Consider the following 23,464-nt stretch of genomic DNA (forward strand, 5'->3'; position numbering starts at 1 on the left):
CACGGTAGCATCTGTTCTGAAATTACCCCTTGCCCCATCTAAGCTGTTGAGAATTCACCTGCCAATCAGTCCCCCGTTGAATTAGCACTTGCTGTTCGCCAAGCGTCACGATCATAGCCGCAATCAGTTGTTGCGCTAATTGCCCCCGTGATTGCAAACAGGCTCGCCGAGCAAGTAACGGTCGTAATTGGTCCCAAAGTAACGCCTTTATTTGGGGTCCAGTCAAACATCCCGGCCGTTGCCGCAACGCAAAAAAGACGTGAGCATGCCAGACCAAGTATGGCACTGACAACAGTGGTACCTGGGGCGTGGTCGGCATGGTCCAACTGGGGAGTTGGGCAATCGTCCCCCCACGTTGATAGCAATCTGCTTGTAATACATCAAAACCACGTTGATGTCGGAGACGAGCCACCAGCAGCTGTTGATAGTAACGCTGCAAATGAGCACTTGGCAAAGTGGGACTACTCATTTTAGGCGTCAATTGCTGTAAACTCAACACCGATTGGCTACGAGTATCCAGCCGACTCGTCTGGTACGTCAAAGGCTCCGCATCCAATGTCAAGATGTGGTGCAATAAACGGACGCTGGCACTCTGCACGTCTAAAAAAAGTAAAAACGTCCCCCACCGTTGTTGATACTGCAAAAACTTTAAGGCCTTACTGTTGAGGTGCAACTGGCGCTGATAGGGGCGGCCCAGCAACCATAACACCTGATAGCCATGCTGCCGATAGCCTTGTGTTCGAGCAGCGAGCCGTGCCACAGACAGGGGCGAACACTGAAACTCTAGGGCCAGCGGCTGTCCCGTTCCCCGTTGTACCAAAATATCCGGTCGCTGATGTAAGTCCGGCAAACCAGCTTCTAAACGCACCGTATAACCACTAGTCGCAAACCAAGTCGCTAATTGTTGTTTACCGCGAAGATGTTCCGTTGATTCCCCTTCAGAGAAGGCGTCACAATCCGTTGCATGGACGTGGGCAAAGTGTGGCACGACCACCGCCCCACGTTTCAGTCGGACAGGCTGCACACATCCTGGACAGTGATAGTCGCTTTGGCGATCAGCGGTTGCCGCATTGACGAGCTGATGCTGAGCATCCATGGCAATCAACATGCTACTCACTCCCTTCAACCACTAATTACGTCATTAGTGATAATTTCCACGAAAGCACCGTCATTTATTACACCGAGCTGCCCACTTTTGGGGAGAAAGCGCAGGTGTCCATGAGCGCACAAAAAAAGCCTTAACATCACGAATACACGTTATGTTGAGGCAATTAACTTTACTATTTAAAATAGTGGCGAGCGGTTTCCAAAGCGGCGTTGGACATAATCTTTTCACCATGTTCAAGCAATACATCGGCTGAAATATTAGCTAAATGCGCATATTCCAGAGCAACGGCGACATCGTCCTTGATGGTTGCCGTTGATGATTGGTCAACAAAGAAAACCAGTTCCAGATAATATTGATCCCGATACTTAAATAAGTTAGATGCGAGTCCTTCTGGCCGGAATAATTGTGCCAATGAAACGAAATCCTCAAACTGATCGAATTTCAACACGTATTCCTTAGTTGGCGTGTCAGGGTCGTCCAAATATGGATCAAGGTCATTCGTGTCCTTAGTTGGATTGTGTGCGACACCCTGCCCATCTTCAACTTGGTTCGTGTCTGTCTGCATTAGTTTGCGCTTCAAATAATCTGAAACATCATCTTGTGAATCGTCGTCCGATTGGTCGGGCGACTGGGTTGCCTTAGCAATCGTATCCTGTAAATTATCACTATTTTTGCTAATAAATAATTCTAAGCCGTTTCGGTTCGGTAATACTTGGAAAGTTACGGCATCATTGTCCTGAAATTGATGATCAACATCAACTTCCTCCAAGATGCTATAGAAAAAACTTTCAATTTGCTTATGATTCCCTAGTAAATCTAGTACGCGAATACCGCGTTCATTGAGATCATCATTTCCAATAACGACGCGAATCGTATCTTCGTTGATGCGTTCCATCTCCATTACAGATCCACCCCTTTCTAAGTGTCAAGGGCCATAATCACTATCACAATTCTAACTTATTTCAGTTTATTGTAAAGTAATCTATCTGAAAATACAAAAATTGGCCAATTAGTTAAGCTAACTAGCCAATAATAATTACATGTTTGCTAATTGTTGTGCCCGCAATAATTCTAACGTCCGAATCTTACGTGGCAAGAAGCGCCGAATTTCATCCTCATTATAACCAACTTGGAGACGCTTCTCATCTAGCATAATTGGTCGTCGCAATAGACTGGGATCATGAGTAATCATGTCAAACAACTCGTTGAGTGACAAATCATTAATATCAACGTTCAGCTGCTGAAAGGCCTTCGAGCGAGTAGAAATAATTTCTTCCGTCCCTGATTCAGTCAGCTGTAAGATTTGCTTAATTTTTTCAATTGAAAGCGGTTCGGTAAACAGATTGTGTTCTTGAAAATCAATGTCGTGTGTCTGTAACCAAGCCTTGGCTTTGCGACATGAGGTACAACTTGGTGCGGTATATAAAATAACCATCCTGGGTCCTCCTTGGCATCGTTAATCAATTTTATAACATAATTCATTATACGCTAACCACTTTTAATTGTGAATAGGTTTAACAAAATTAATTAATTTAAAACTAATAAACTAAAATACAATTATTGAACATTTGTATTTTTTCTATTCAATAAACCGCTTTTATAACGACACGTGTTATTAACTAATTCGTATACAATTCATTTTTGACTTATGATATCAATAACCTATTTACAGTAAACTGACAGAAAAAGCTTAGCAAAACGATTTGCTAAGCCCTATCATACTAATCAAGATTTAATTGTAAAAACTTTTGGGCGACCATGACTTGAATGTCATTACCGGCGGCTGCTTGTGCTTCTTGTTGCAGTTGTGTAAATGAAACATCTTGTGGCAAGTGTGTGAGCAATAATTTTTGCACGTGGGCATTCTTAGCAATCTTGCCAGACTGCGCCGATGTCATGTGCCACATTTTACCAGTTTTATCGGCACTAAAATTCGTGTCAGTCATCAATAATTGTGCCCCGGCTGCAAAGGTCGCGAGTTCCGGCAAATAAGCTGTATCAGCAGAAAAGACAAGCTCTTGCCCCGTCGCCCGCTCGACCAATTTAACCGCATAGGCCGGAACTGGATGTTTAGTCGGTAAAAAGCTAACATCAAACGGGCCAATTTGATTGACGACAGCCGGATCGTAAGCACGCCCTTCCGTAGCGTTCGGCCAGGTCAACGCACCAAAGTTAAGTGGATCAGCGGTGTGCCCATAAATCGGTAACACGGGCGTCTTGCGTTCGCCAGGACGTAGTTGCCAATAATATTGTAAGACCCCGACATCCGCTGTATGATCATGATGATAGTGTGTTAGAAGCACACTATCGAGCTGTAAGGGGTCTAGAATCTCTTCTAATGCATTTAGCGCGCCTGACCCACAATCGAGTAACAGGTGGTAATCACCGGCTGTAATTAGGTAAGAACTCGTCCCCACGCCATCATATGGGTAACCACCATAGTACCCAAGAACTGTTAGTTTCATTATTGACCATCCCTTCATTTTTAAGTCCGCTTCTATTTTAATATAGCAGCTAGGAAAAATGAAACCAACAACTTAACATATTTTCAATTATTTTGAAAAACACGTATAATAATAGATGTAATAAATAAGGAGTGATATTGATGAGTGGAAAGATTGCAGCAACATTTGGAACGCGTAAAATTCTAACCATGATCCAACAACAAAATGCTGATCGCGACTTGCTTTTAATGCAGGCCAATGCCACTGAAGATCGCTATATGCTACTCGATTTAACCGGTGAAAAGACCGTTTTTTCAAGCCCAGTAACGTATGACGTTTTACTTTCAAAGGGATCAGCTGACTGGCATGGGATGACAAGTTTTATCTTCGTTGATTTACCGGAAGATGAACAAAAAGTCTTTAAGTCTAAGTTTAGTAGTTTCCGCCATGACTATAATAAGCCAGATGGTCTCAAACATTTTTGGATTTTACGTGAGTCCAAAAATAATTCAGCCTTCGTGATCGTTACAAATTGGCACAGTGATTCTGAATATGCGGTTTGGCTACGGAGTGCTTCATTCAAACCATTTGCGAAGTACATCACCTCAGATTATGGCTACCACGAAAGCCGTTACTCATTTGTACGGTCATTAAAATCATAATCAGCCGTTATTGGCTAATTCAAGTCGTTGCATTTTAACTGCAACGACTTTTTTTGACGAATACGTTTACGCTGAGCACACCAGCCTTGGCAACTCGCAATCAAACATCGCTTCTAATACCACATTGCAGCCACGAGTGGTCACGTATGCAGCTGGCGTGGTTCTTAAGCGAGTAACGTCATTGGTTAGTTGATTTTAAACTATCCGTCTTCTAACCGGTGGCATTACCAGGCAACGCGAATAAAATCACCGTTACCATCCGTTCGTTAGTATCTTCCGCCAAGATACACAGCAAGAAACGCTCGCGCATTTCGCGGAAGATTCCTAGTGGCCCGTACGTCGCTTACACCGATTTCTATGAGTCTCAAGTCTGTTGTCCCTAATACCAGTAAATCGTACCGTGCCGAATGTTAAAAGATAGCGTGTCGCCTTGACCAGCCAGCATGGTTATGCCGATCGGCTAAAACTAATGGCAACACCACCCAAATACCAACAACTGATCCTTTATGACATCTAGCGTCAACAGTCAATTGCTTAACCAAGCAGAACAATTTGAATCACTACCCCGCCCACTTAGCTCGCCGTTTACCTTATCGACAATTTCGACGAACATCTGCACGATTCTGGAGACACAAAAAAACGCCATTCATCAGCGAATGACGTGTGTAACGGTCCGTACGAGACTCGAACTCGTGATCTCCTGCGTGACAGGCAGGCGTCCTAAACCAACTAGACCAACGGACCAATTGCGGGAGCAGGGTTTGAACCTGCGACCTTCGGGTTATGAGCCCGACGAGCTACCAGACTGCTCCATCCCGCGATAATATAATGACCCCTACGGGATTCGAACCCATGTTACTGCCGTGAAAGGGCAGTGTCTTAAACCACTTGACCAAGGGGTCATATTTTTAATATGGAACAACGGAGAAGGAGGGATTCGAACCCTCGCACCGCTTGCGCGATCTATACCCTTAGCAGGGGCACCTCTTCAGCCACTTGAGTACTTCTCCAAAATGGGCCTAAATGGACTTGAACCATCGACCTCACGCTTATCAGGCGTGCGCTCTAAACCAGCTGAGCTATAGGCCCAAAAAAAGCGGGTAACGAGAATCGGACTCGCGACAACAGCTTGGAAGGCTGTGGTTTTACCACTAAACTATACCCGCAGAATACAGATATGGCGCGGGACGGAATCGAACCGCCGACACATGGAGCTTCAATCCATTGCTCTACCGACTGAGCTACCGAGCCATTGTAGCCATTTAAATCTATTAACTTAACGGTCCGTACGAGACTCGAACTCGTGATCTCCTGCGTGACAGGCAGGCGTCCTAAACCAACTAGACCAACGGACCAATTGCGGGAGCAGGGTTTGAACCTGCGACCTTCGGGTTATGAGCCCGACGAGCTACCAGACTGCTCCATCCCGCGATAATAAGGAGGATGAGAGATTCGAACTCTCGCGTGGTTTGACCCACCTGACGGTTTTCAAGACCGTTCCCTTCAGCCAGACTTGGGTAATCCTCCATATGATGTTACTAGGAAATGTCCACTATTAATAGTAGATGGACCTTGTAGGGCTCGAACCTACGACCGGACGGTTATGAGCCGTCTGCTCTAACCAACTGAGCTAAAGGTCCAAGCTCTAATTCCTATCGCGGCAGGGGGAATCGAACCCTCGACCTCCCGGGTATGAACCGGACGCTCTAGCCAGCTGAGCTACACCGCGATGTGTTAAATAATCGTATATGACTACTTAATCGGGAAAACAGGATTCGAACCTGCGACCCCCTGGTCCCAAACCAGGTGCTCTACCAAGCTGAGCTATTTCCCGTTATATGCACCCAGTAGGAGTCGAACCTACAACCTTCTGATTCGTAGTCAGACACTCTATCCAATTGCGCTATGGGTGCTTCATAAAAGTGCCGAGGACCGGGATCGAACCGGTACGGTTATCACTAACCGCAGGATTTTAAGTCCTGTGCGTCTGCCAATTCCGCCACCCCGGCAACACTCTGGAACAAAGCGGAAGACGGGATTCGAACCCGCGACCCCCACCATGGCAAGGTGATGTTCTACCACTGAACTACTTCCGCATAACTATTCAGTTAATGCCGACTAGAGGATTCGAACCTCCGACCCCCTGTTTACAAGACAGATGCTCTGCCAGCTGAGCTAAGTCGGCATGACGATTAACACAACTATAACATCATATCATGCTCAGTTACATAAATCAACAATAACTTTTGTGAAACTATTTAATTATGAGCCGTAAACAATGAGCCGTGACAGTCTCGAACTGTCGACCCTCTGATTAAAAGTCAGATGCTCTACCAACTGAGCTAACGGCTCATGATGGAGGATACAGGGCTCGAACCTGTGACCCTCTGCTTGTAAGGCAGACGCTCTCCCAACTGAGCTAATCCTCCAATTTCGCATGGCAACGTCCTACCCTCGCAGGGAGCGATCCCCCAACTACTCTCGGCGCTAAGAAGCTTAACTTCTGTGTTCGACATGGGAACAGGTGTATCCTTCTCGCCATCATCGCCACACTATGTGAAACTAAATATTCAATTGATTAATATTCATTTAACCTTGCGGTTAAATGAGCCGTGACAGTCTCGAACTGTCGACCCTCTGATTAAAAGTCAGATGCTCTACCAACTGAGCTAACGGCTCATGATGGAGGATACAGGGCTCGAACCTGTGACCCTCTGCTTGTAAGGCAGACGCTCTCCCAACTGAGCTAATCCTCCAATTTCGCATGGCAACGTCCTACCCTCGCAGGGAGCGATCCCCCAACTACTCTCGGCGCTAAGAAGCTTAACTTCTGTGTTCGACATGGGAACAGGTGTATCCTTCTCGCCATCGTCACCACACTATTGAGAAACTTGTGCTCTCAAAACTAGACAATATCAAATATCTTCATATGAACCGGAACACCAATTACTTGGTTAAGTCCTCGACCGATTAGTATTAGTCCGCTTCATGCGTCACCGCACTGCCACTTCTAACCTATCTACCTGATCATCTTTCAGGGGTCTTACTTCCATAAAGGAATGGGAAATCTCATCTCGAGGTGTGTTTCACACTTAGATGCTTTCAGCGTTTATCACATCCATACGTAGCTACCCAGCGATGCGCCTGGCGGCACAACTGGTACACCAGAGGTATGTCCATCCCGGTCCTCTCGTACTAAGGACAGGTCCTCTCAAATTTCCTACGCCCGCGACGGATAGGGACCGAACTGTCTCACGACGTTCTGAACCCAGCTCGCGTACCGCTTTAATGGGCGAACAGCCCAACCCTTGGGACCGACTACAGCCCCAGGATGCGATGAGCCGACATCGAGGTGCCAAACCTCCCCGTCGATGTGGACTCTTGGGGGAGATAAGCCTGTTATCCCCAGGGTAGCTTTTATCCGTTGAGCGATGGCCCTTCCATACGGTACCACCGGATCACTAAGCCCGACTTTCGTCCCTGCTCGACCTGTCTGTCTCGCAGTCAAGCTCCCTTGTGCCTTTACACTCTGCGAATGATTTCCAACCATTCTGAGGGAACCTTTGGGCGCCTCCGTTACTTTTTAGGAGGCGACCGCCCCAGTCAAACTGCCCACCTGACACTGTCTCCCACCACGATTAGTGGTGCGGGTTAGAGTGGTCATACAGCGAGGGTAGTATCCCACCAACGCCTCCACCGAAACTAGCGTTCCGGTTTCTATGGCTCCTACCTATCCTGTACAAGCTGTACAAACACTCAATATCAAGCTACAGTAAAGCTCCATGGGGTCTTTCCGTCCTGTCGCGGGTAGTCCGCATCTTCACGGACAATATAATTTCACCGAGTCTCTCGTTGAGACAGTGCCCAGATCGTTACGCCTTTCGTGCGGGTCGGAACTTACCCGACAAGGAATTTCGCTACCTTAGGACCGTTATAGTTACGGCCGCCGTTTACTGGGGCTTCAATTCTGAGCTTCGCCGAAGCTAACCCATCCTTTTAACCTTCCAGCACCGGGCAGGCGTCAGCCCCTATACGTCATCTTACGATTTTGCAGAGACCTGTGTTTTTGATAAACAGTCGCCTGGGCCTATTCACTGCGGCTGATCTTGCGATCAGCACCCCTTCTCCCGAAGTTACGGGGTCATTTTGCCGAGTTCCTTAACGAGAGTTCACTCGCTCACCTTAGGATTCTCTCCTCGACTACCTGTGTCGGTTTGCGGTACGGGTAGTTAAGTACTCACTAGAAGCTTTTCTCGGCAGTGTGACATCAGACGCTTCGCTACTAAATTTCGCTCCCCATCACAGCTTGTCCTTAAAGTGAAAAGCATTTGACTCTTCACAAGACTTACTGCTTGGACATTCTAATCCAACAGAATGCACATCTTAGCCTCCTGCGTCCCTCCATTGCTCAAACGCACTTAACTAGTACAGGAATCTCAACCTGTTATCCATCGTCTACGCCTCTCGGCCTCGACTTAGGTCCCGACTAACCCTGGGAGGACGAGCCTTCCCCAGGAAACCTTAGTCATTCGGTGGATAGGATTCTCACCTATCTTTCGCTACTCATACCGGCATTCTCACTTCTAAGCGCTCCACAAGTCCTCACGATCTTGCTTCACCGCCCTTAGAACGCTCTCCTATCACGCGACCTAATGGTCGCATCCATGGTTTCGGTAGTATGCTTAGCCCCGGTACATTTTCGGCGCAGGATCACTCGACTAGTGAGCTATTACGCACTCTTTAAATGGTGGCTGCTTCTGAGCCAACATCCTAGTTGTCTATGCAACTCCACATCCTTTTCCACTTAGCATACATTTAGGGACCTTAACTGATGGTCTGGGCTGTTCCCCTTTCGACGGTGGATCTTATCACTCATCGTCTGACTCCCGGATATGAATCAATGGCATTCGGAGTTTATCTGAATTCAGTAACCCAAGACGGGCCCCTAGTCCAAATAGTGCTCTACCTCCATGATCCTAATTCCGAGGCTAGCCCTAAAGCTATTTCGGAGAGAACCAGCTATCTCCAAGTTCGTTTGGAATTTCACCGCTATCCACACCTCATCCCAGCAATTTTCAACTTACACGGGTTCGGTCCTCCAGTGCGTTTTACCGCACCTTCAACCTGGACATGGATAGGTCACCTGGTTTCGGGTCTATAACCTCGTACTAAAATCGCCCATTTCAGACTCGCTTTCGCTACGGCTCCGACTTTTTAGTCTTAACCTTGCACGGGATCATAACTCGCCGGTTCATTCTACAAAAGGCACGCCATCACGCATTAACGCGCTCTGACTTATTGTAGGCACATGGTTTCAGGAACTATTTCACTCCCCTCCCGGGGTGCTTTTCACCTTTCCCTCACGGTACTGGTTCACTATCGGTCACTAGGTAGTATTTAGCCTTGGGAGATGGTCCTCCCGGATTCCGACGGAATTTCACGTGTTCCGCCGTACTCAGGATCCTGAACTGAGAGAATTTGATTTAATCTACTGGGCTATCACCATCTATGGCGGATTTTCCCAAATCCTTCGACTATCAAGTTCTTTGGTAACTCAAATGTTCAGTCCTACAACCCCAAAGTGCAAGCACTTTGGTTTGGGCTGTTCCCCGTTCGCTCGCCGCTACTTAGGGAATCGAAATTTCTTTATATTCCTGCTGCTAATGAGATGTTTCAGTTCACAGCGTTTACCTCCAACTAGACTATGAATTCATCTAGTGGTAACAGTTGATTAAAACTGCTGGGTTGCCCCATTCGGAAATCTCCGGATCATAGCTTACGTACAGCTCCCCGAAGCATATCGGTGTTAGTCCCGTCCTTCATCGGCTCCTAGTGCCAAGGCATTCACCATGCGCCCTTGTTAACTTAACCTCATTTACCTAACGGTAAATGCGATTAATGAGTTTAGCGATAATTAAACTTCAATAAAAAACTCAAAAAACGCGGTGTTCTCGGTTTCATTATGAAAAAATATATTTGATATTATCTAGTTTTCAAAGAACAAGTTTTGAGAGTTAAATCTCTCAAAACTAAACAAAGTTTCGACGCGTGTGTAGGTTTCCGTAATATTCCTTAGAAAGGAGGTGATCCAGCCGCAGGTTCTCCTACGGCTACCTTGTTACGACTTCACCCTAATCATCTGTCCCACCTTAGGCGGCTGGTTCCTAAAAGGTTACCCCACCGACTTTGGGTGTTACAAACTCTCATGGTGTGACGGGCGGTGTGTACAAGGCCCGGGAACGTATTCACCGCGGCATGCTGATCCGCGATTACTAGCGATTCCGACTTCATGTAGGCGAGTTGCAGCCTACAATCCGAACTGAGAATGGCTTTAAGAGATTAGCTTACTCTCGCGAGTTCGCAACTCGTTGTACCATCCATTGTAGCACGTGTGTAGCCCAGGTCATAAGGGGCATGATGATTTGACGTCATCCCCACCTTCCTCCGGTTTGTCACCGGCAGTCTCACCAGAGTGCCCAACTTAATGCTGGCAACTGATAATAAGGGTTGCGCTCGTTGCGGGACTTAACCCAACATCTCACGACACGAGCTGACGACAACCATGCACCACCTGTATCCATGTCCCCGAAGGGAACGTCTAATCTCTTAGATTTTCATAGTATGTCAAGACCTGGTAAGGTTCTTCGCGTAGCTTCGAATTAAACCACATGCTCCACCGCTTGTGCGGGCCCCCGTCAATTCCTTTGAGTTTCAGCCTTGCGGCCGTACTCCCCAGGCGGAATGCTTAATGCGTTAGCTGCAGCACTGAAGGGCGGAAACCCTCCAACACTTAGCATTCATCGTTTACGGTATGGACTACCAGGGTATCTAATCCTGTTTGCTACCCATACTTTCGAGCCTCAGCGTCAGTTACAGACCAGACAGCCGCCTTCGCCACTGGTGTTCTTCCATATATCTACGCATTTCACCGCTACACATGGAGTTCCACTGTCCTCTTCTGCACTCAAGTTTCCCAGTTTCCGATGCACTTCTTCGGTTGAGCCGAAGGCTTTCACATCAGACTTAAAAAACCGCCTGCGCTCGCTTTACGCCCAATAAATCCGGACAACGCTTGCCACCTACGTATTACCGCGGCTGCTGGCACGTAGTTAGCCGTGGCTTTCTGGTTAAATACCGTCAATACCTGAACAGTTACTCTCAGATATGTTCTTCTTTAACAACAGAGTTTTACGAGCCGAAACCCTTCTTCACTCACGCGGCGTTGCTCCATCAGACTTTCGTCCATTGTGGAAGATTCCCTACTGCTGCCTCCCGTAGGAGTTTGGGCCGTGTCTCAGTCCCAATGTGGCCGATTACCCTCTCAGGTCGGCTACGTATCATTGCCATGGTGAGCCGTTACCCCACCATCTAGCTAATACGCCGCGGGACCATCCAAAAGTGATAGCCAAAGCCATCTTTCAAACTCGGACCATGCGGTCCAAGTTGTTATGCGGTATTAGCATCTGTTTCCAGGTGTTATCCCCCGCTTCTGGGCAGGTTTCCCACGTGTTACTCACCAGTTCGCCACTCACTCAAATGTAAATCATGATGCAAGCACCAATCAATACCAGAGTTCGTTCGACTTGCATGTATTAGGCACGCCGCCAGCGTTCGTCCTGAGCCAGGATCAAACTCTCAAATTAATGATGAGTTCTAAAAAGCTCATTTAATGTTGTACTAAAATTTATTTGCTAGCGAATTGACTTCGCAAATGTTTTGCTCTTGATTCAAAATCAAGAGACCCTACACATTTGATTCGTCGAAACTTTGTTCAGTTTTCAAAGATCTAATTCCGCGTGTTAATTGCTTAACACAACTATTACATAATATCATTTCGTCATTTTCTTGTCAACAACTTTATTTAAGAAGTTGAATAACTATGCAAATGATTTGAAACGTTATTACCATAATATAATCGGTGATTCCTCAACTGCTTGAACAATCAATGCGACAAGAACCATCTTATCATTAGCGATTATTCATGTCAATAACTTTTTTGATGTTTTTGAATATTTATTCATAAACAACATTTTGAAATGAAACGATGCAAGTGCCCGTGGCTAGCTATTTAACAGCTGAGCTCGCGGCGACAAGATATATATTATCAAGTATTAGTATGCAGGTCAACCCTTTATTTGAATTTATTTTGATAAATTCATAAACGGTGTCGTTTCACTCACGTGGACGCTCGCAAACAGCTCATGCAACTTGCTTGCTAGTACAAACTCAAGGCCCTGCTGTTCAAACTTAGCACGTACCTGTTCATCAACAATAAGATGATCAAATACAAAAACGGCAACTTTTTCCTGATCCAGCTCGGCCATAACAGAGTCGTACAAGCGTAGTTGGTCAACATCAATACCGATTGTATGCCGGAAATCCCATAACACCGACGCTAATGGTGAGCACCCTGCTCTTACTGGTAGCTCATAAAAGTTATAGCCACGAACAGAAGGCTTAACCAAAAAATGTGACCCTTGCTGGTCATTGTATATAATTGTTCCTGCAACTTGCTTTTGCACTAATACTCACCCGCCTTCAGTCGGTTCAATGAATCTGACGTCCAACGCGCTAAATTATTAGCGATGGGTTCAAATCCTGCATGCACGTGCCGATTCGTCCAAAAATGCTTGTGGCGGAACGTCTTGTAGATTTCTAAATCATTGACCGTCGGATGCGGTTGATGCTCGATACAGCGTAACGATAAACTAATTTTGCCGGTATATTCATCAACGTCCAAAATAATGACATCGACCGCTTGACCGACTTTCAGATACTCAGTAATACTCTTAACATACCCTTCGTGACACTCAGAAATGTGAATTAACCCCTGATGTTCACCATCCAAGGTGACAAAAGCGCCATAAGGTTGAATACCCGTAATTCGTCCGTGCACCCGCATGCCGATTCGATAATTGCTCACGATATTACCATCCTTTCTCATTCATTCTGCGTTTCGTAAAAATTATAATCCCCAATATTATAACCTGAATACAACGGATTGCAAAATCCTAATTATAAAAAAAGAAATCCGCAACGGCAGATTTCTTCCAAACGTAACTAATCTTCAATTGTGATGGTTTCAATCACGACATCTTTAACTGGCTTATCCTGCATGCCAGTCTCAGTAGCCGCAATCTTATCAACGATATCCATGCCATCACTAACTGCGCCAAAAACTGTATGCCGGAAATCTAACCAAGGCGTCCCGCCATTACCATAGGCCGTCACGATTTCTTCTGGATAACCAGCTTGCTTCATCTGATCACTCATCCCAGCATCTAATTGTGGCTTTTGAACGATGAAGAATTGACTACCGTTCGTATTAGGACCAGCGTTGGCCATTGATAATGCGCCCCGCAAGTTGAAAACTTCTTGGGAGAACTCATCTTCAAATGGTTTGTCCCACAAACTTTCGCCACCCATGCCAGTACCAGTTGGATCGCCACCCTGAATCATGAAATCAGGAATAACACGGTGGAAGATGATGCCATCATAGTAACCCTTCTGAGCTAAACCAACAAAGTTTTCAACACTCTTTGGGGCCTGCTTTGGAAATAGTTGAACCTTAATATCACCAAAGTTAGTTTTGATTGTTGCTTTTGGTCCATCGACCTGACTTAAATCTAATTGTGGAAATGCCACAAAATCACCCGTTTTCTATTAAGATTAACTTGATAATACAAGAGAACCGAATTAAATGCTAGCCATTTGTAAGGATTTCTTGCGATTAACGACTAAGCATAGTATTTCAATTCATTTTCTGGTAACCTAGATAGGATTAATTTCACATTACTTGGAGGTAACCATGAGTTTTTTAATTGATTTTGTGTTGCACATCGACCAACACTTAGTCACCATCGTGAATAGTTTTGGAATCTGGACCTACCTAATTCTCTTTGCCATCATCTTCATTGAGACAGGCGCGGTCATTTTACCTTTTCTACCCGGTGACTCCCTTTTATTTGCAGCTTGTGCACTCGCCGCTAATCCAACCTATGGCCTACATATCTGGACTTTTGTCATTCTCTTCTTGGTGGCAGCCTTGGCGGGTGACTCACTTAACTTCTATATTGGTCACTCCTTAGGGGAACGCTTAACTGAGACATCCTGGTTTGGTAGACTGATTAATCAGAAGCAGTTAGCCAAGTCCGAAAAATTCTTTGAAAAGCATGGTGGTATCACCGTGACCATTGCACGCTTCATGCCAATCATCCGCACCTTTGTCCCGTTTGTAGCCGCTAGTTCACGAATGAAATATCAACAATTCATCCGCTACAACGTTATCGGCTGTGCCTTGTGGGTCATTCTCTGCTGTGGTGGTGGCTACTACTTCGGTAACATTCCGTTCGTTAAGGAACACTTCTCAATGGTCGTGATTGGAATCATCCTTGTCTCACTGATTCCGGCCGTTTTCTCTGCCATCCGTGCCCGTTTCAGCCATCCAACTGAAAACGAAGAGTAACTCAATCCAATCACAAAAATACCGACCAGCTGATATGAGCTGGTCGGTATTTTTCATTCAATCTAAAACTCAATCCACACCGCAACCATTCCGAACTAATCAGCCGCGCGTAACGCCTGTTTCCCGATACTGAGTAAGTAAATAAACGCCCACTCCACCAAGATAAACGCCAGAACAAAGCATTGGCCGAAGAACGTATCCGGCAAGACTAAAATAATTCTGTCCAGGAGCGGATCAAACAACCAGTCCGAATTACGGAAGAGGATCTTATGGAATATGATAAAGAACTGATCAAAATTGATAGCCATTATAACGGCCACTACTGGTGGCACCCAGAGGGCCGTCTGCATTGGCAATACTAACCGCCACAATTGGCGGTCCCGCCGTAGTCGCTGCCAAAAAAAGTAGACAACGACACTCGTGACGATAAAGACCCCGTAATCAAGCATGAACAGATTCTTGACATCCGCAAAGTGCACCAACGCACTTGTCGAATCCGTAAAATCATTCATAGCCAATTTGGGAACCCACGGAAAATTAAGATAAGCGAGTAACTGATAGTAATTTGTCATCAACTGGCCCAGTGTCAAATTCACAGTGGCACCCAACCGCTGACCAACCGCGTTGACAAAATACAACCAGCTCGCATTAATTGTGATAATTATCGTACCGCTCACTAGCCATAAGTAGAGACTAAGCCACTGAACCGTATTTTTGCATTTATTTAACCACACCATCGTCTAGGTCCCATTCGTCCAAAGAGTTGATCTCGTTAGTTGGTTTAACGGTCTGTTGCGCCACTAGTTCGGGAGTTGACACGCCGGTATATACCAACAACGAGTCTATTCCAAAGTTAATCGCCGCTGAGATGTCCGTCATATAATTATCCCCAACCATCACACAATCGTGCTTATCAAGCCCAATTCGGTCGACCGCTTTCTGCATAATAATCGTCTCTGGCTTACCAACATAAGTGGCCCGTTGTTGAGTGGCCCGTTCGACCATCGCAATCACCGAACCGGCACCCGGCACTAAGCCCCGTTCATTTGGAAGGTTAGTATCCGCGTTGGTTCCAATGAACTTGGCGCCGCGCTTGATTGCGAGCGTCGCCAGCTCAAATTTGTGATAAGTCGCATCATAGTCCAGACCGACGATCACAAACCGGGGCGTTTGCTCATCGAATTTGAAGCCTTTTTCCAACATGGCCCCCTTCAACCCGAGCTCACCAATGACATACATCGTCTTATCACCGTCACCGGCAAGGTCGTCAACATAATCCGCCGTCGCTAAGGCCGCCGTATAAACGTTGGCGGGACTCACATGAATATCATGATTATCCGCTAGGTTAGCGGCAACATCCTCAGGTGATTTAGTGGTATTATTCGTCACTAACAAAAAATCAGTCTGACTAGCCTGTAGTCGTTCAATAAACCGTTTAGCAGCAGGAATCCGTTCCCGACCACGATAAACTGTTCCATCCAAATCAATTAAATAACCCTTGTACTTACCCAATCAAAATACCTCTCTCTGTTCCTACTTTTGTCGAATTGTAAAGTGGCGCTTACCACTACTCTGCTTCGTTGTCCGTGCTTGATTACCGTTGCCAGCCGTGACTTTCGCCGGTTGCCGCCGCTTTTCAGTAAACGGTGCGGCCTTCTGCTTAGTGGTAAAATTATGCGACTTTCGCCGTTGCTTACTGCGACTACTACTACGATTACTGCGAGCACGGGATTGCCGGTTAGTCGTATTCTTCTTCCCACGCCGGTCGTCCTTACGTGGCCGACTCGCGCGTTTAGGTTTGATGACCCGCTCATTTTTAACAATAAAGTAGGCGCAACCAAAGTTACAATATTCGTACAGATAGTCTTGGACCGCGCCGATCGTCTGTGAGCGTTGGACATCCTTCATATCATCACGGAAAAAGCCTTTCAACCGTAATTGTTCAAATCCCCAATCACCCACAATATAATCATACTTATTTAGGATTGAGCTGTAACGCTCAACGAACTTGTCGAGGTCAAACCCTTGGCGATAATCATACACGATTTCAAACGGGTGCTTGCTAACTTCAAAGTGGGTCTTATCAGTTCGTAACCCATGATACAAATTACGCCGCCGTTCCGCTTGTTGTTCAGCTAGTTCATCAATATGTTCGCGATTCACATTGACACCACCTTTCTCTTATTTAACCGGCCATTGACGCGCTAAATAATCGCCAACGACCGTTCTTAACATTGCTTCAAATAATATCTCAGTTCGACCACTGATGTTAATGGTCGGGAAAAACGGAATGAATAGGTCATGATCCAATAACGCAATCTGGTAAGTTTGGTGCCGATCGACCGGCTGACCATTTACGAGCAATCCGTGTTGCTCTGCTTCCCATGCAAGGCCCTGGTACTGAATATAACCGAAGACCTGACCACGAAATCCCATTCCTTTAATTGGAAACTTATTCAAAAACGGCCGGACTAACTCCATCTCATAAACCAAACGCCACAACGCCTCGCCACTTAGCGTTACTCGAATAACATGCATCGCGTGTGGCAACATGGTATGCAAATCATTTTGGTTGACGATGCCCGCGGGAAGATCCCGCATGAATAAGCCGCCATTCAACATACCCAAGTCGGTTTTGGCGTAATCCGTAATAGCCGCTAGTCCCAAGGCCGTCAAATCACTGGCATGGTGCCAATGCGGCCGCAGTTGCTGCGGCACCTTGGCGACAACTTGCTGGGTGAGTAATGTTTCACCCTGTTGTTTCCAACCGGCAATCAACGCTTCATCACCGGTCACGATTGGCAAACTGGCCGTCGCAACGGTATGGGCCACAGCCGTCTTAACATGATGCTGACCGTCAATCGTCAGTTCAATTTGACCAATGTACTCGCCATACTTACCAGCTGCCGCAATCAGGACACCGTTTTTCAGCTCGCCATTCACCAGTAGATGGTGCGTATGACTGCCAATAACGACATCGATTACCGGAAACTGTTTGGCCAACCACCGATCGACATTGATACCAAGGTGGGACATCACGATTAACACGTCATACTGACCGGCGTACTGGCGCAATAATTCTGGTAGTCGCGTCTTGACGCTGGCTGGTGTCCAGCCGTTCAACGGGTAGGTCAACGTGAATGGCGCCGTGAATGCCAGCAATAAGATGCGCGTCCCCCGCGCAGTCGTGATGATCTTGGCCGGTAACGCCCACCGCGGCGGCAAATGCGTCGCCGTATCCGTCAAATTGTCGAGAATGACATCAAAATTAGCTCGATCATACAACTGATTTAAGGCGCCGTGCGTTAAACCCAAGCCTTCATTGTTGCCAATCGTGACCGCATCGTAACCGATTCCGTTCAGCAGGGCAACATTGGCCTGCCCCTGAGTGGCTTCTGAGAGTGGGTGGGCCCGATCAACCGCGTCGCCGAGATCGACGGTGATCACATGGCTTCCGGATTGCCGACGCTGCTCACGTTCGGTCAACAAATACCGTTGGATACGTGGCCAATTTTCAAAATGCGAATGAATATCATTGGTATGCAGAATCGTGACTTGTTCGTCCACGGTTAATCGCCCCTCAATCGTTGTCTTTGTTAATCCTAAAGCATTCACCAAAGTCGGTCAAGCACTCACTTACTGGCGCTTGGCAAAATCGATAGCTTTGCCGTCAACCATCTGCTCGATCTCGGCCAGTGAAAATGGTGTTCCAAACGGCACAGAATGGTCTAAATAGTCGACTTCTGGTGTATCGACACCCACATTGATGTTTTCCTTGACGTTGACTGCGTAGTGATGAATATGCCCGTGCAGATTAATAATTTGTTTGACGATTCCCATCATCATCGGATAGTGCGTCATATAATATTGGCGGTGGTCATACTTAATCAGCACCCCGACGTCGTGAAACTCAAACTTCGGCTGACCATTCAACTGGGGATCATGAGCGGCTAAATACTTAAAGAAAGCCCGCGAGTCATGGTTGCCCTTGATAAAAACGATTTTGCCATTCAGTTGTGCCAATAACGCAAAAACGCGCTCATAAGACAGTTTCGCTGGCCGCGTAAAGTACAGCGCCACGTCACCCAAGTGATAGACCGTATCCTGATCCGTCACACGGGCATTCCAATGGTCAACAATCGTTTGATTCATTGTCTCCACATCTGGAAACGGCCGGGGCGCAAAGTCGTTGTCCCCCAACAAATCAGCATGATAAAAATGTGTATCAGACGTAAAGTATTGCATTATTTAAACCTCTTATTCGTATATTTACATTTATAACATCCGCCAGACGTAACGAGCCTAGCAAACTGTCGTGAGTTATGATCAACCTGATGAATTTTCGTTCGTCGACGTGCATTCGTCCATGTTAACCATCCGAATCACGGTCCAACTGCAGGTCAGCATTTGACACACGAACCCAGCAAGTTGATACCAAGCGCAACTTTCCAGCGAGTCAAAGTTGGTGGCTGTCGAACTTATTAAGCCATCGATTTTAATCATGCATCATACGAGAAACAATTCGTACAACGCGTTAGTCATTTATTATTGTACCGCGCACCGTACTAAAAGGCACTAGAACAGTTTTAGGCCCGTGCTTCGTCATCGCTGAAACTGGAGAACCAGTGTCCCCCGCAAGTCCTATCTGAGTAGCCCAAAAGTGCGCCTAACTGCGATGGCAGTCAGGCGCACTTCAGTAATAATAGACTTGATAACCAACCCGAACTCCTGATGCGGGCTAACTAGCCATGAGTCCATTGGCGAACCCGGTCACTGACAATCTTGACGGCGTATAAACCAACCACCCAGACCGCTGATACAAGTAGTGCGATCAACGTTTCAAATTTCAGGCATAGCACCACGGCGATGAACGCTAGGAACACTAGAATAAAGTAATCAGATAACGGAAATAGTGGCATCCGAAATTTCACTTTAGCTCGACTACCCGCTTGACGCCGATACTTGATATGTGCAACAACGATGGCGCCCCAAATAAAGATAAAGCACGTGGTCGATACACTTGCAATCAGTGAGAAGACTTTCCCGGGCATTAGCAGATTCAAGATGACCGACAATCCAATCACCAGCGTCGAGAACCACAACGCATTGCGCGGAACTTGCCGTGTTGATAGTGTCCCCATCCGTTTGGCAAACTTGCTCTTGCCATCATACGTTAATGAGAACAACATCCGACCGGTACTAAATAAGGCACTATTACAACTGGAAGCCGCAGCCGTCAGCACCACAAAGTTGATAATTGCGGCGGCAGAGCGAATTCCTAAGTTGGTGAAGACTTGTACGAACGGGCTGTGTGCCGCCGAAAAGTATTGCCACGGGTACATGCACATCAAGAAGAATAGTGATCCGACGTAAAATAAAATAATCCGAACTGGAATATCGTTGATTGCTTTGGGAATCACCGTCTTCGGATCGGCAGTCTCAGAAGCCGTCATGCCGACCATTTCAATGCCGATAAAACTGAATAGGACCATCTGAAAAGAAAGCACTAAACCTTTGATCCCGTGGGGCATAAAGCCGCCGTAACTCACCAAATTTGTCAGGCTGGCATGACCGACAGGGGTCTTAACACTAAATAAGACCATGCCGATGCCGACTGCAATTAATGCTAAAATAGCTGCAATTTTAATAATTGCAAACCAAAATTCGGTTTCACCGAACGCCGAGACATTAATTGAATTCAAGCCCAGTAATAAAATCAAGATGACTAGTCCAGGAAGCCATTGTGGTAGCTTGGGCCACCAAAACTGCATGTATTCACCAGCAGCCGTTATTTCGGCCATCGCAATCGTAATCCAGCAGACCCAATACGTCCATCCGGCCACAAAACCGGTCTTATCACCTAAGTATTGCTTAATAAAATCGATATATGAATGAGTGTGGAGGTCAGATAATAGTAGTTCACCTAACGCCCGCATTAATAAAAAGCACACTAACCCGGTCACCAAGTACGCGATCAGAATCGCCGGCCCAGCTAAGTGGATAGATTGACCGGCTCCCAAGAACAGTCCGGTCCCAATCGTGCCGCCAATGGCAATTAATTGCACATGGCGGCTTTTTAAGCCTCGCGAAAGTTGTTCCGTCGCAGGCTGTGAATTTTCTTTCGTCATTATCTTTGCACTCCTCTTGAAATTATTATAGCGGGCAAGTTCCCGGCATTCAAAAGGCTGCGCTCTCAAAAATCGCAAAATTGGGCTATACCATTATTTGTTAAGAGAATGCAACTGATGTGCGCGTAAGCGTTCGCTTGCCTACATTGACGGGATTCAACTTTGTAAGTTGACTAATCAAGTGGCCATTGATGAGACGTGAATAAAGTGAAGGCAACGCATATTAGCATGAATAACTTTCACTTTGATGTCTAAAAAAGCACCCGGACTTTCATCCGCGTGCCTTCTTAGAACTTTATAATGATATGGAGATTGAATGACTTACTGACTGGCGGCCACGCGTTCAACATCCCGCGCAATCATGAGTTCCTCATCAGTCGGAATGAGTAGCGTCCGAATCTTTGCATCCGTCGTACTCAAGTCCCGTTCAACCCCACTGACCTGATTCTTATTCGGGTCGATTGCGACCCCAAAGTAGGTCAACCGATCCGCGATCCGTTGTCGCATACGCGCATCCCGTTCACCGATTCCAGCCGTAATCACTAAGGCGTCCGCGCCTTGTAGCTCAGCTAGATAGGCACCCACATACTTAACAATTCGATTCACAAAAATATCGATTGCTAACTGTGCCTGTGGGTCCTCATCACAACGCGCCTCCAGTTCCTGCATATCCGCAGAGCCAGCTAGGCCCAGGAGGCCAGACTGTGTATTCAAAATCGCGAGCATCTCATCTGGGTCACTGATATTGAGCTTTTTCATGAGATAGACCACCAGTGATGGGTCCACATCACCTGAGCGCGTTGCCATCGTAATCCCGGCTAACGGCGTGAAGCCCATCGAGGTATCTAGTGACTGGCCATGGTCAATCGCCGTGATTGAACTGCCTGCACCTAAATGCAGCGTAATTAACTTCAACGCATTAAGGGGGCGATTCAATAACTTCGCCGCCCGCGCCGCAACGTAGCGATGGCTGGTTCCGTGAGCGCCAAACTTGCGTGCACCATACCGTTGATAGTACTCATACGGCAACGAGTAAAGATAGTTCACTGCCGGCATGCTGGCATGGAACGCCGTATCAAAGACAGCGACAGCGGGCACATGTGGTAGCACCCGCTTAAAAGCGCGGATGCCAACCGCGTTGGCCGGATTATGCAATGGTGCATATTCGGCCAGATCCGTAATCTGTTTAAGCACCTGGTCCGTAATCAGAACCGAATCATGGAACTGCTCGCCACCGGCAACGACCCGGTGACCGACCCCAGTAATTTCATCATATGAGTCAATAATTCGCAATTTGATTAACTCATCCAAGACAATATTCACGGCGGTTAAATGGTCCGCGACGATCGCCGTCTCCTGATAAAGATGATCAACACCATAGCGAATATTGACCGGGGAGGTTTTGAACCCGATTCGTTCAACAGCCCCCTGTGCAATTACCCGTTCCTGTGGCATTTCAAATAACTTAAATTTCAACGTCGAACTTCCGGCGTTGATGGCAATGGTCTTCCCCAAACGACACACTCCTAGCGAATAATATTCTGGTCGACCCACGCATCGATTTGAGCCGTAAATGCTTGAAAAGCACGTTGGTCCTCAAATGATGGGAAGTCGCCTAGTAATACTTTACCCGCTTGCTGGGCCTGTTGTCCATGTTTCTGTAAAACAACAATTGATTTTCTTGATTTTTCATCAAGGAAAAGGTTCGTTGGCAAGTTCAACAGACCTTGAAGATAGGCCGCAGTGCTCATCCATTTTAAGAGCCCTTGCGATTCCTGTGACTGAAAAATCGTTGTTGGAACGAGGAAAACGCCCCAACCACCAGGTAATAGATGCGCCATTGCTTGTTCCATCATCAGATGATGAACATAAGAATGACCGTTCGTCGCCTTAGTCTGGAAACTTTGGACACGGTCATCTAATGGGTAATACCCTACTGGCAAATCACCAATTGCAACGGCCGTCTTCGGCATTACTAGTGGATCAATTGCATCTTGATGGAACAACTCTACCGCTGAACGCTGTAGGTCCATGCTCATGGCGGCAATTGCTAACTGATTATCGTCATTATCGACCCCGTAGCCTTGAATCGAATGTGGGCGATCCGTTTGCAGCTGATTCATGACCGTGGTCAATAAATTTCCAGTTCCGACGGCAATGTCCAAGATCGACAAATCTGTCGTAGGACCAACTAACTTAGCAATTAAATAGGCTGTTAACAGGCCAATCGAGTCTGGTGTCATTTGATGATTTGGATCCACACGATCATTATGAATCGCCTTTAATAAGGCTAGTTGAAGCGCACGGCGAATCGTTTCGGCGTCCAATTGTTTTAAGTCGATCGTTTGATAGAGCTTTGTTAACGCCGCCGTCTGCTCCGGATTCGGCTTTCCATCCTCAACGTGCACGGATTGGCTCAATAAATTATCACCAGTCTCAATGAGTGCGTCTACGTATGAAACGGATAGTTGTTGCATCAAAACTTGAACTGATTGATCTAAGACCTGAAAAAGCGTCTCGGTTTCTGCTTGTGCCAGAATACTCACCCTCCCGCAAAATCTGTAATCCTTAACCATATTACTGATTTTACGGATTAAGTTCAAGTCACGGGGTTCGCGCCCCCATCACCGGGAAAAATTATGCTGATAAGGATGCTC

17 protein-coding genes, 21 tRNA genes and 4 rRNA genes are annotated in these 23,464 nt (G+C 46.6%); 2 read left to right on the forward strand and 40 right to left on the reverse strand.

The features are described from left to right. Window positions 1-22: 22 nt before the first annotated feature. The 4 genes from V7R88_RS08600 to V7R88_RS08615 all read right to left on the reverse strand — a co-directional run bounded on the left by V7R88_RS08600 (window position 23) and on the right by V7R88_RS08615 (window position 3,573). On the reverse strand, window positions 23-1,108 hold the full coding sequence (locus tag V7R88_RS08600) for a competence protein CoiA (protein WP_072535355.1): 1,086 nt from the start codon (window positions 1,106-1,108) through the stop codon (window positions 23-25). Window positions 1,109-1,280: 172 nt separating this feature from the next. Further along, window positions 1,281-2,009 (reverse strand): adaptor protein MecA, encoded by a 729-nt coding sequence (locus V7R88_RS08605; protein ID WP_057717529.1) that lies wholly within the window; start codon window positions 2,007-2,009, stop codon window positions 1,281-1,283. Between the two features lie 135 nt (window positions 2,010-2,144). Then, a complete protein-coding gene (gene spxA / locus V7R88_RS08610) occupies window positions 2,145-2,543 on the reverse strand; it encodes a transcriptional regulator SpxA (protein WP_011101690.1) in 399 nt (132 codons plus the stop codon). Between the two features lie 286 nt (window positions 2,544-2,829). Beyond that, window positions 2,830-3,573 carry an MBL fold metallo-hydrolase gene (locus tag V7R88_RS08615; RefSeq protein WP_057717528.1) on the reverse strand — a complete coding sequence of 248 codons (744 nt, stop codon included), beginning with the start codon at window positions 3,571-3,573 and terminating at the stop codon, window positions 2,830-2,832. Between the two features lie 140 nt (window positions 3,574-3,713). Between V7R88_RS08615 and V7R88_RS08620 the strand changes: the two genes are divergently transcribed. After that, the gene (locus tag V7R88_RS08620; RefSeq protein ID WP_054397432.1) at window positions 3,714-4,214 is read left to right on the forward strand and encodes a hypothetical protein; all 501 of its coding nucleotides are present in this window, start codon (window positions 3,714-3,716) and stop codon (window positions 4,212-4,214) included. Between the two features lie 669 nt (window positions 4,215-4,883). On the opposite strand, the gene V7R88_RS08625 is transcribed toward V7R88_RS08620, so the two are convergent. From V7R88_RS08625 to V7R88_RS08760, 28 genes are all read right to left on the reverse strand, one after another. Continuing rightward, window positions 4,884-4,958: transfer RNA gene (locus V7R88_RS08625), tRNA-Asp, on the reverse strand. A gap of 2 nt (window positions 4,959-4,960) precedes the next feature. Continuing rightward, a tRNA-Met gene (locus tag V7R88_RS08630) sits at window positions 4,961-5,034 on the reverse strand. A 9-nt stretch (window positions 5,035-5,043) separates the two neighbouring features. Beyond that, window positions 5,044-5,116 (reverse strand) — tRNA-Glu (locus V7R88_RS08635). 20 nt (window positions 5,117-5,136) lie between these two features. Further along, window positions 5,137-5,224: transfer RNA gene (locus V7R88_RS08640), tRNA-Ser, on the reverse strand. Between the two features lie 4 nt (window positions 5,225-5,228). Beyond that, a tRNA-Ile gene (locus V7R88_RS08645) sits at window positions 5,229-5,303 on the reverse strand. 6 nt (window positions 5,304-5,309) lie between these two features. Then, window positions 5,310-5,380 (reverse strand) — tRNA-Gly (locus V7R88_RS08650). Window positions 5,381-5,392: 12 nt separating this feature from the next. Further along, a tRNA-Phe gene (locus tag V7R88_RS08655) sits at window positions 5,393-5,465 on the reverse strand. A gap of 29 nt (window positions 5,466-5,494) precedes the next feature. Further along, window positions 5,495-5,569 (reverse strand) — tRNA-Asp (locus V7R88_RS08660). A 2-nt stretch (window positions 5,570-5,571) separates the two neighbouring features. After that, window positions 5,572-5,645, reverse strand: a tRNA-Met gene (locus V7R88_RS08665). A 6-nt stretch (window positions 5,646-5,651) separates the two neighbouring features. Beyond that, window positions 5,652-5,741, reverse strand: a tRNA-Ser gene (locus V7R88_RS08670). A 39-nt stretch (window positions 5,742-5,780) separates the two neighbouring features. Continuing rightward, window positions 5,781-5,854, reverse strand: a tRNA-Ile gene (locus V7R88_RS08675). A gap of 15 nt (window positions 5,855-5,869) precedes the next feature. Continuing rightward, window positions 5,870-5,943, reverse strand: a tRNA-Met gene (locus tag V7R88_RS08680). 31 nt (window positions 5,944-5,974) lie between these two features. Then, window positions 5,975-6,048: transfer RNA gene (locus tag V7R88_RS08685), tRNA-Pro, on the reverse strand. 5 nt (window positions 6,049-6,053) lie between these two features. Beyond that, window positions 6,054-6,127, reverse strand: a tRNA-Arg gene (locus V7R88_RS08690). A gap of 10 nt (window positions 6,128-6,137) precedes the next feature. Then, window positions 6,138-6,223, reverse strand: a tRNA-Leu gene (locus V7R88_RS08695). A 15-nt stretch (window positions 6,224-6,238) separates the two neighbouring features. After that, window positions 6,239-6,310: transfer RNA gene (locus tag V7R88_RS08700), tRNA-Gly, on the reverse strand. Window positions 6,311-6,326: 16 nt separating this feature from the next. Beyond that, window positions 6,327-6,399, reverse strand: a tRNA-Thr gene (locus V7R88_RS08705). A 94-nt stretch (window positions 6,400-6,493) separates the two neighbouring features. Further along, window positions 6,494-6,566: transfer RNA gene (locus V7R88_RS08710), tRNA-Lys, on the reverse strand. 4 nt (window positions 6,567-6,570) lie between these two features. Next, window positions 6,571-6,643, reverse strand: a tRNA-Val gene (locus V7R88_RS08715). Window positions 6,644-6,649: 6 nt separating this feature from the next. Further along, window positions 6,650-6,766: ribosomal RNA gene (gene rrf / locus V7R88_RS08720) — 5S ribosomal RNA — on the reverse strand. Between the two features lie 54 nt (window positions 6,767-6,820). Continuing rightward, a tRNA-Lys gene (locus V7R88_RS08725) sits at window positions 6,821-6,893 on the reverse strand. A gap of 4 nt (window positions 6,894-6,897) precedes the next feature. Next, window positions 6,898-6,970 (reverse strand) — tRNA-Val (locus V7R88_RS08730). Between the two features lie 6 nt (window positions 6,971-6,976). Then, a 5S ribosomal RNA gene (gene rrf / locus V7R88_RS08735) occupies window positions 6,977-7,093 on the reverse strand. Window positions 7,094-7,164: 71 nt separating this feature from the next. Beyond that, window positions 7,165-10,085, reverse strand: a 23S ribosomal RNA gene (locus V7R88_RS08740). Between the two features lie 205 nt (window positions 10,086-10,290). Next, a 16S ribosomal RNA gene (locus V7R88_RS08745) occupies window positions 10,291-11,857 on the reverse strand. The 16S, 23S and 5S rRNA genes sit together here with 21 tRNA genes alongside, the layout of an rRNA operon. 498 nt (window positions 11,858-12,355) lie before the next feature. Continuing rightward, window positions 12,356-12,736, reverse strand: a complete 381-nt coding sequence (locus V7R88_RS08750) for a hypothetical protein (RefSeq protein WP_054398461.1) — start codon at window positions 12,734-12,736, stop codon at window positions 12,356-12,358. Next, entirely contained in the window at window positions 12,736-13,158 is a 423-nt protein-coding gene (locus V7R88_RS08755; protein ID WP_057717767.1) for a CvfD/Ygs/GSP13 family RNA-binding post-transcriptional regulator, read from the reverse strand. The genes V7R88_RS08750 and V7R88_RS08755 overlap by 1 nt, the downstream gene beginning before the upstream one ends. A gap of 116 nt (window positions 13,159-13,274) precedes the next feature. Next, the gene (locus V7R88_RS08760; RefSeq protein ID WP_054398465.1) at window positions 13,275-13,859 is read right to left on the reverse strand and encodes a peptidylprolyl isomerase; all 585 of its coding nucleotides are present in this window, start codon (window positions 13,857-13,859) and stop codon (window positions 13,275-13,277) included. Between the two features lie 163 nt (window positions 13,860-14,022). On the opposite strand from V7R88_RS08760, the gene V7R88_RS08765 reads away from it, so the two are divergent. After that, window positions 14,023-14,679, forward strand: coding sequence for a VTT domain-containing protein (locus V7R88_RS08765; protein ID WP_057717768.1), 657 nt, complete (start codon window positions 14,023-14,025; stop codon window positions 14,677-14,679). A 95-nt stretch (window positions 14,680-14,774) separates the two neighbouring features. On the opposite strand, the gene V7R88_RS08770 is transcribed toward V7R88_RS08765, so the two are convergent. The 8 genes from V7R88_RS08770 to V7R88_RS08805 form a co-directional block, all read right to left on the reverse strand. Continuing rightward, window positions 14,775-15,356, reverse strand: coding sequence for a TIGR01906 family membrane protein (locus V7R88_RS08770; protein ID WP_237758867.1), 582 nt, complete (start codon window positions 15,354-15,356; stop codon window positions 14,775-14,777). Between the two features lie 43 nt (window positions 15,357-15,399). Continuing rightward, window positions 15,400-16,191, reverse strand: a complete 792-nt coding sequence (locus V7R88_RS08775) for a TIGR01457 family HAD-type hydrolase (protein WP_054398471.1) — start codon at window positions 16,189-16,191, stop codon at window positions 15,400-15,402. Between the two features lie 21 nt (window positions 16,192-16,212). Beyond that, window positions 16,213-16,842 carry a YutD family protein gene (locus tag V7R88_RS08780; protein ID WP_054398473.1) on the reverse strand — a complete coding sequence of 210 codons (630 nt, stop codon included), beginning with the start codon at window positions 16,840-16,842 and terminating at the stop codon, window positions 16,213-16,215. 18 nt (window positions 16,843-16,860) lie between these two features. Beyond that, window positions 16,861-18,246 (reverse strand): bifunctional metallophosphatase/5'-nucleotidase, encoded by a 1,386-nt coding sequence (locus V7R88_RS08785; protein WP_057717770.1) that lies wholly within the window; start codon window positions 18,244-18,246, stop codon window positions 16,861-16,863. Between the two features lie 69 nt (window positions 18,247-18,315). Then, complete coding sequence (locus tag V7R88_RS08790; RefSeq protein ID WP_057717771.1) at window positions 18,316-18,924, reverse strand: metallophosphoesterase; 609 nt, start codon at window positions 18,922-18,924, stop codon at window positions 18,316-18,318. Window positions 18,925-19,421: 497 nt separating this feature from the next. Further along, a complete protein-coding gene (locus tag V7R88_RS08795) occupies window positions 19,422-20,807 on the reverse strand; it encodes an amino acid permease (RefSeq protein ID WP_054398478.1) in 1,386 nt (461 codons plus the stop codon). Between the two features lie 321 nt (window positions 20,808-21,128). Beyond that, a complete protein-coding gene (locus V7R88_RS08800) occupies window positions 21,129-22,322 on the reverse strand; it encodes an acetate/propionate family kinase (protein ID WP_057717772.1) in 1,194 nt (397 codons plus the stop codon). Window positions 22,323-22,333: 11 nt separating this feature from the next. Further along, window positions 22,334-23,383, reverse strand: coding sequence for a class I SAM-dependent methyltransferase (locus V7R88_RS08805; protein ID WP_057717779.1), 1,050 nt, complete (start codon window positions 23,381-23,383; stop codon window positions 22,334-22,336). Between the last annotated feature and the right edge of the window lie 81 nt (window positions 23,384-23,464).

The organism is Lactiplantibacillus argentoratensis (genome assembly GCF_037290055.1).
GTDB classification, from domain to species: domain Bacteria; phylum Bacillota; class Bacilli; order Lactobacillales; family Lactobacillaceae; genus Lactiplantibacillus; species Lactiplantibacillus plantarum.

Coding starts and splice junctions, on each gene's coding strand:
- V7R88_RS08600 (WP_072535355.1), bottom strand. CDS start 1,108: ATGTTGATTGCCATGGATGCTCAGCATCAGCTCGTCAATGCGGCAACC.
- V7R88_RS08605 (WP_057717529.1), bottom strand. CDS start 2,009: ATGGAGATGGAACGCATCAACGAAGATACGATTCGCGTCGTTATTGGA.
- spxA (WP_011101690.1), bottom strand. CDS start 2,543: ATGGTTATTTTATATACCGCACCAAGTTGTACCTCATGTCGCAAAGCC.
- V7R88_RS08615 (WP_057717528.1), bottom strand. CDS start 3,573: ATGAAACTAACAGTTCTTGGGTACTATGGTGGTTACCCATATGATGGC.
- V7R88_RS08620 (WP_054397432.1), top strand. CDS start 3,714: ATGAGTGGAAAGATTGCAGCAACATTTGGAACGCGTAAAATTCTAACC.
- V7R88_RS08755 (WP_057717767.1), bottom strand. CDS start 13,158: ATGAGAAAGGATGGTAATATCGTGAGCAATTATCGAATCGGCATGCGG.
- V7R88_RS08765 (WP_057717768.1), top strand. CDS start 14,023: ATGAGTTTTTTAATTGATTTTGTGTTGCACATCGACCAACACTTAGTC.
- V7R88_RS08790 (WP_057717771.1), bottom strand. CDS start 18,924: ATGCAATACTTTACGTCTGATACACATTTTTATCATGCTGATTTGTTG.
- V7R88_RS08795 (WP_054398478.1), bottom strand. CDS start 20,807: ATGACGAAAGAAAATTCACAGCCTGCGACGGAACAACTTTCGCGAGGC.
- V7R88_RS08805 (WP_057717779.1), bottom strand. CDS start 23,383: ATGGTTAAGGATTACAGATTTTGCGGGAGGGTGAGTATTCTGGCACAA.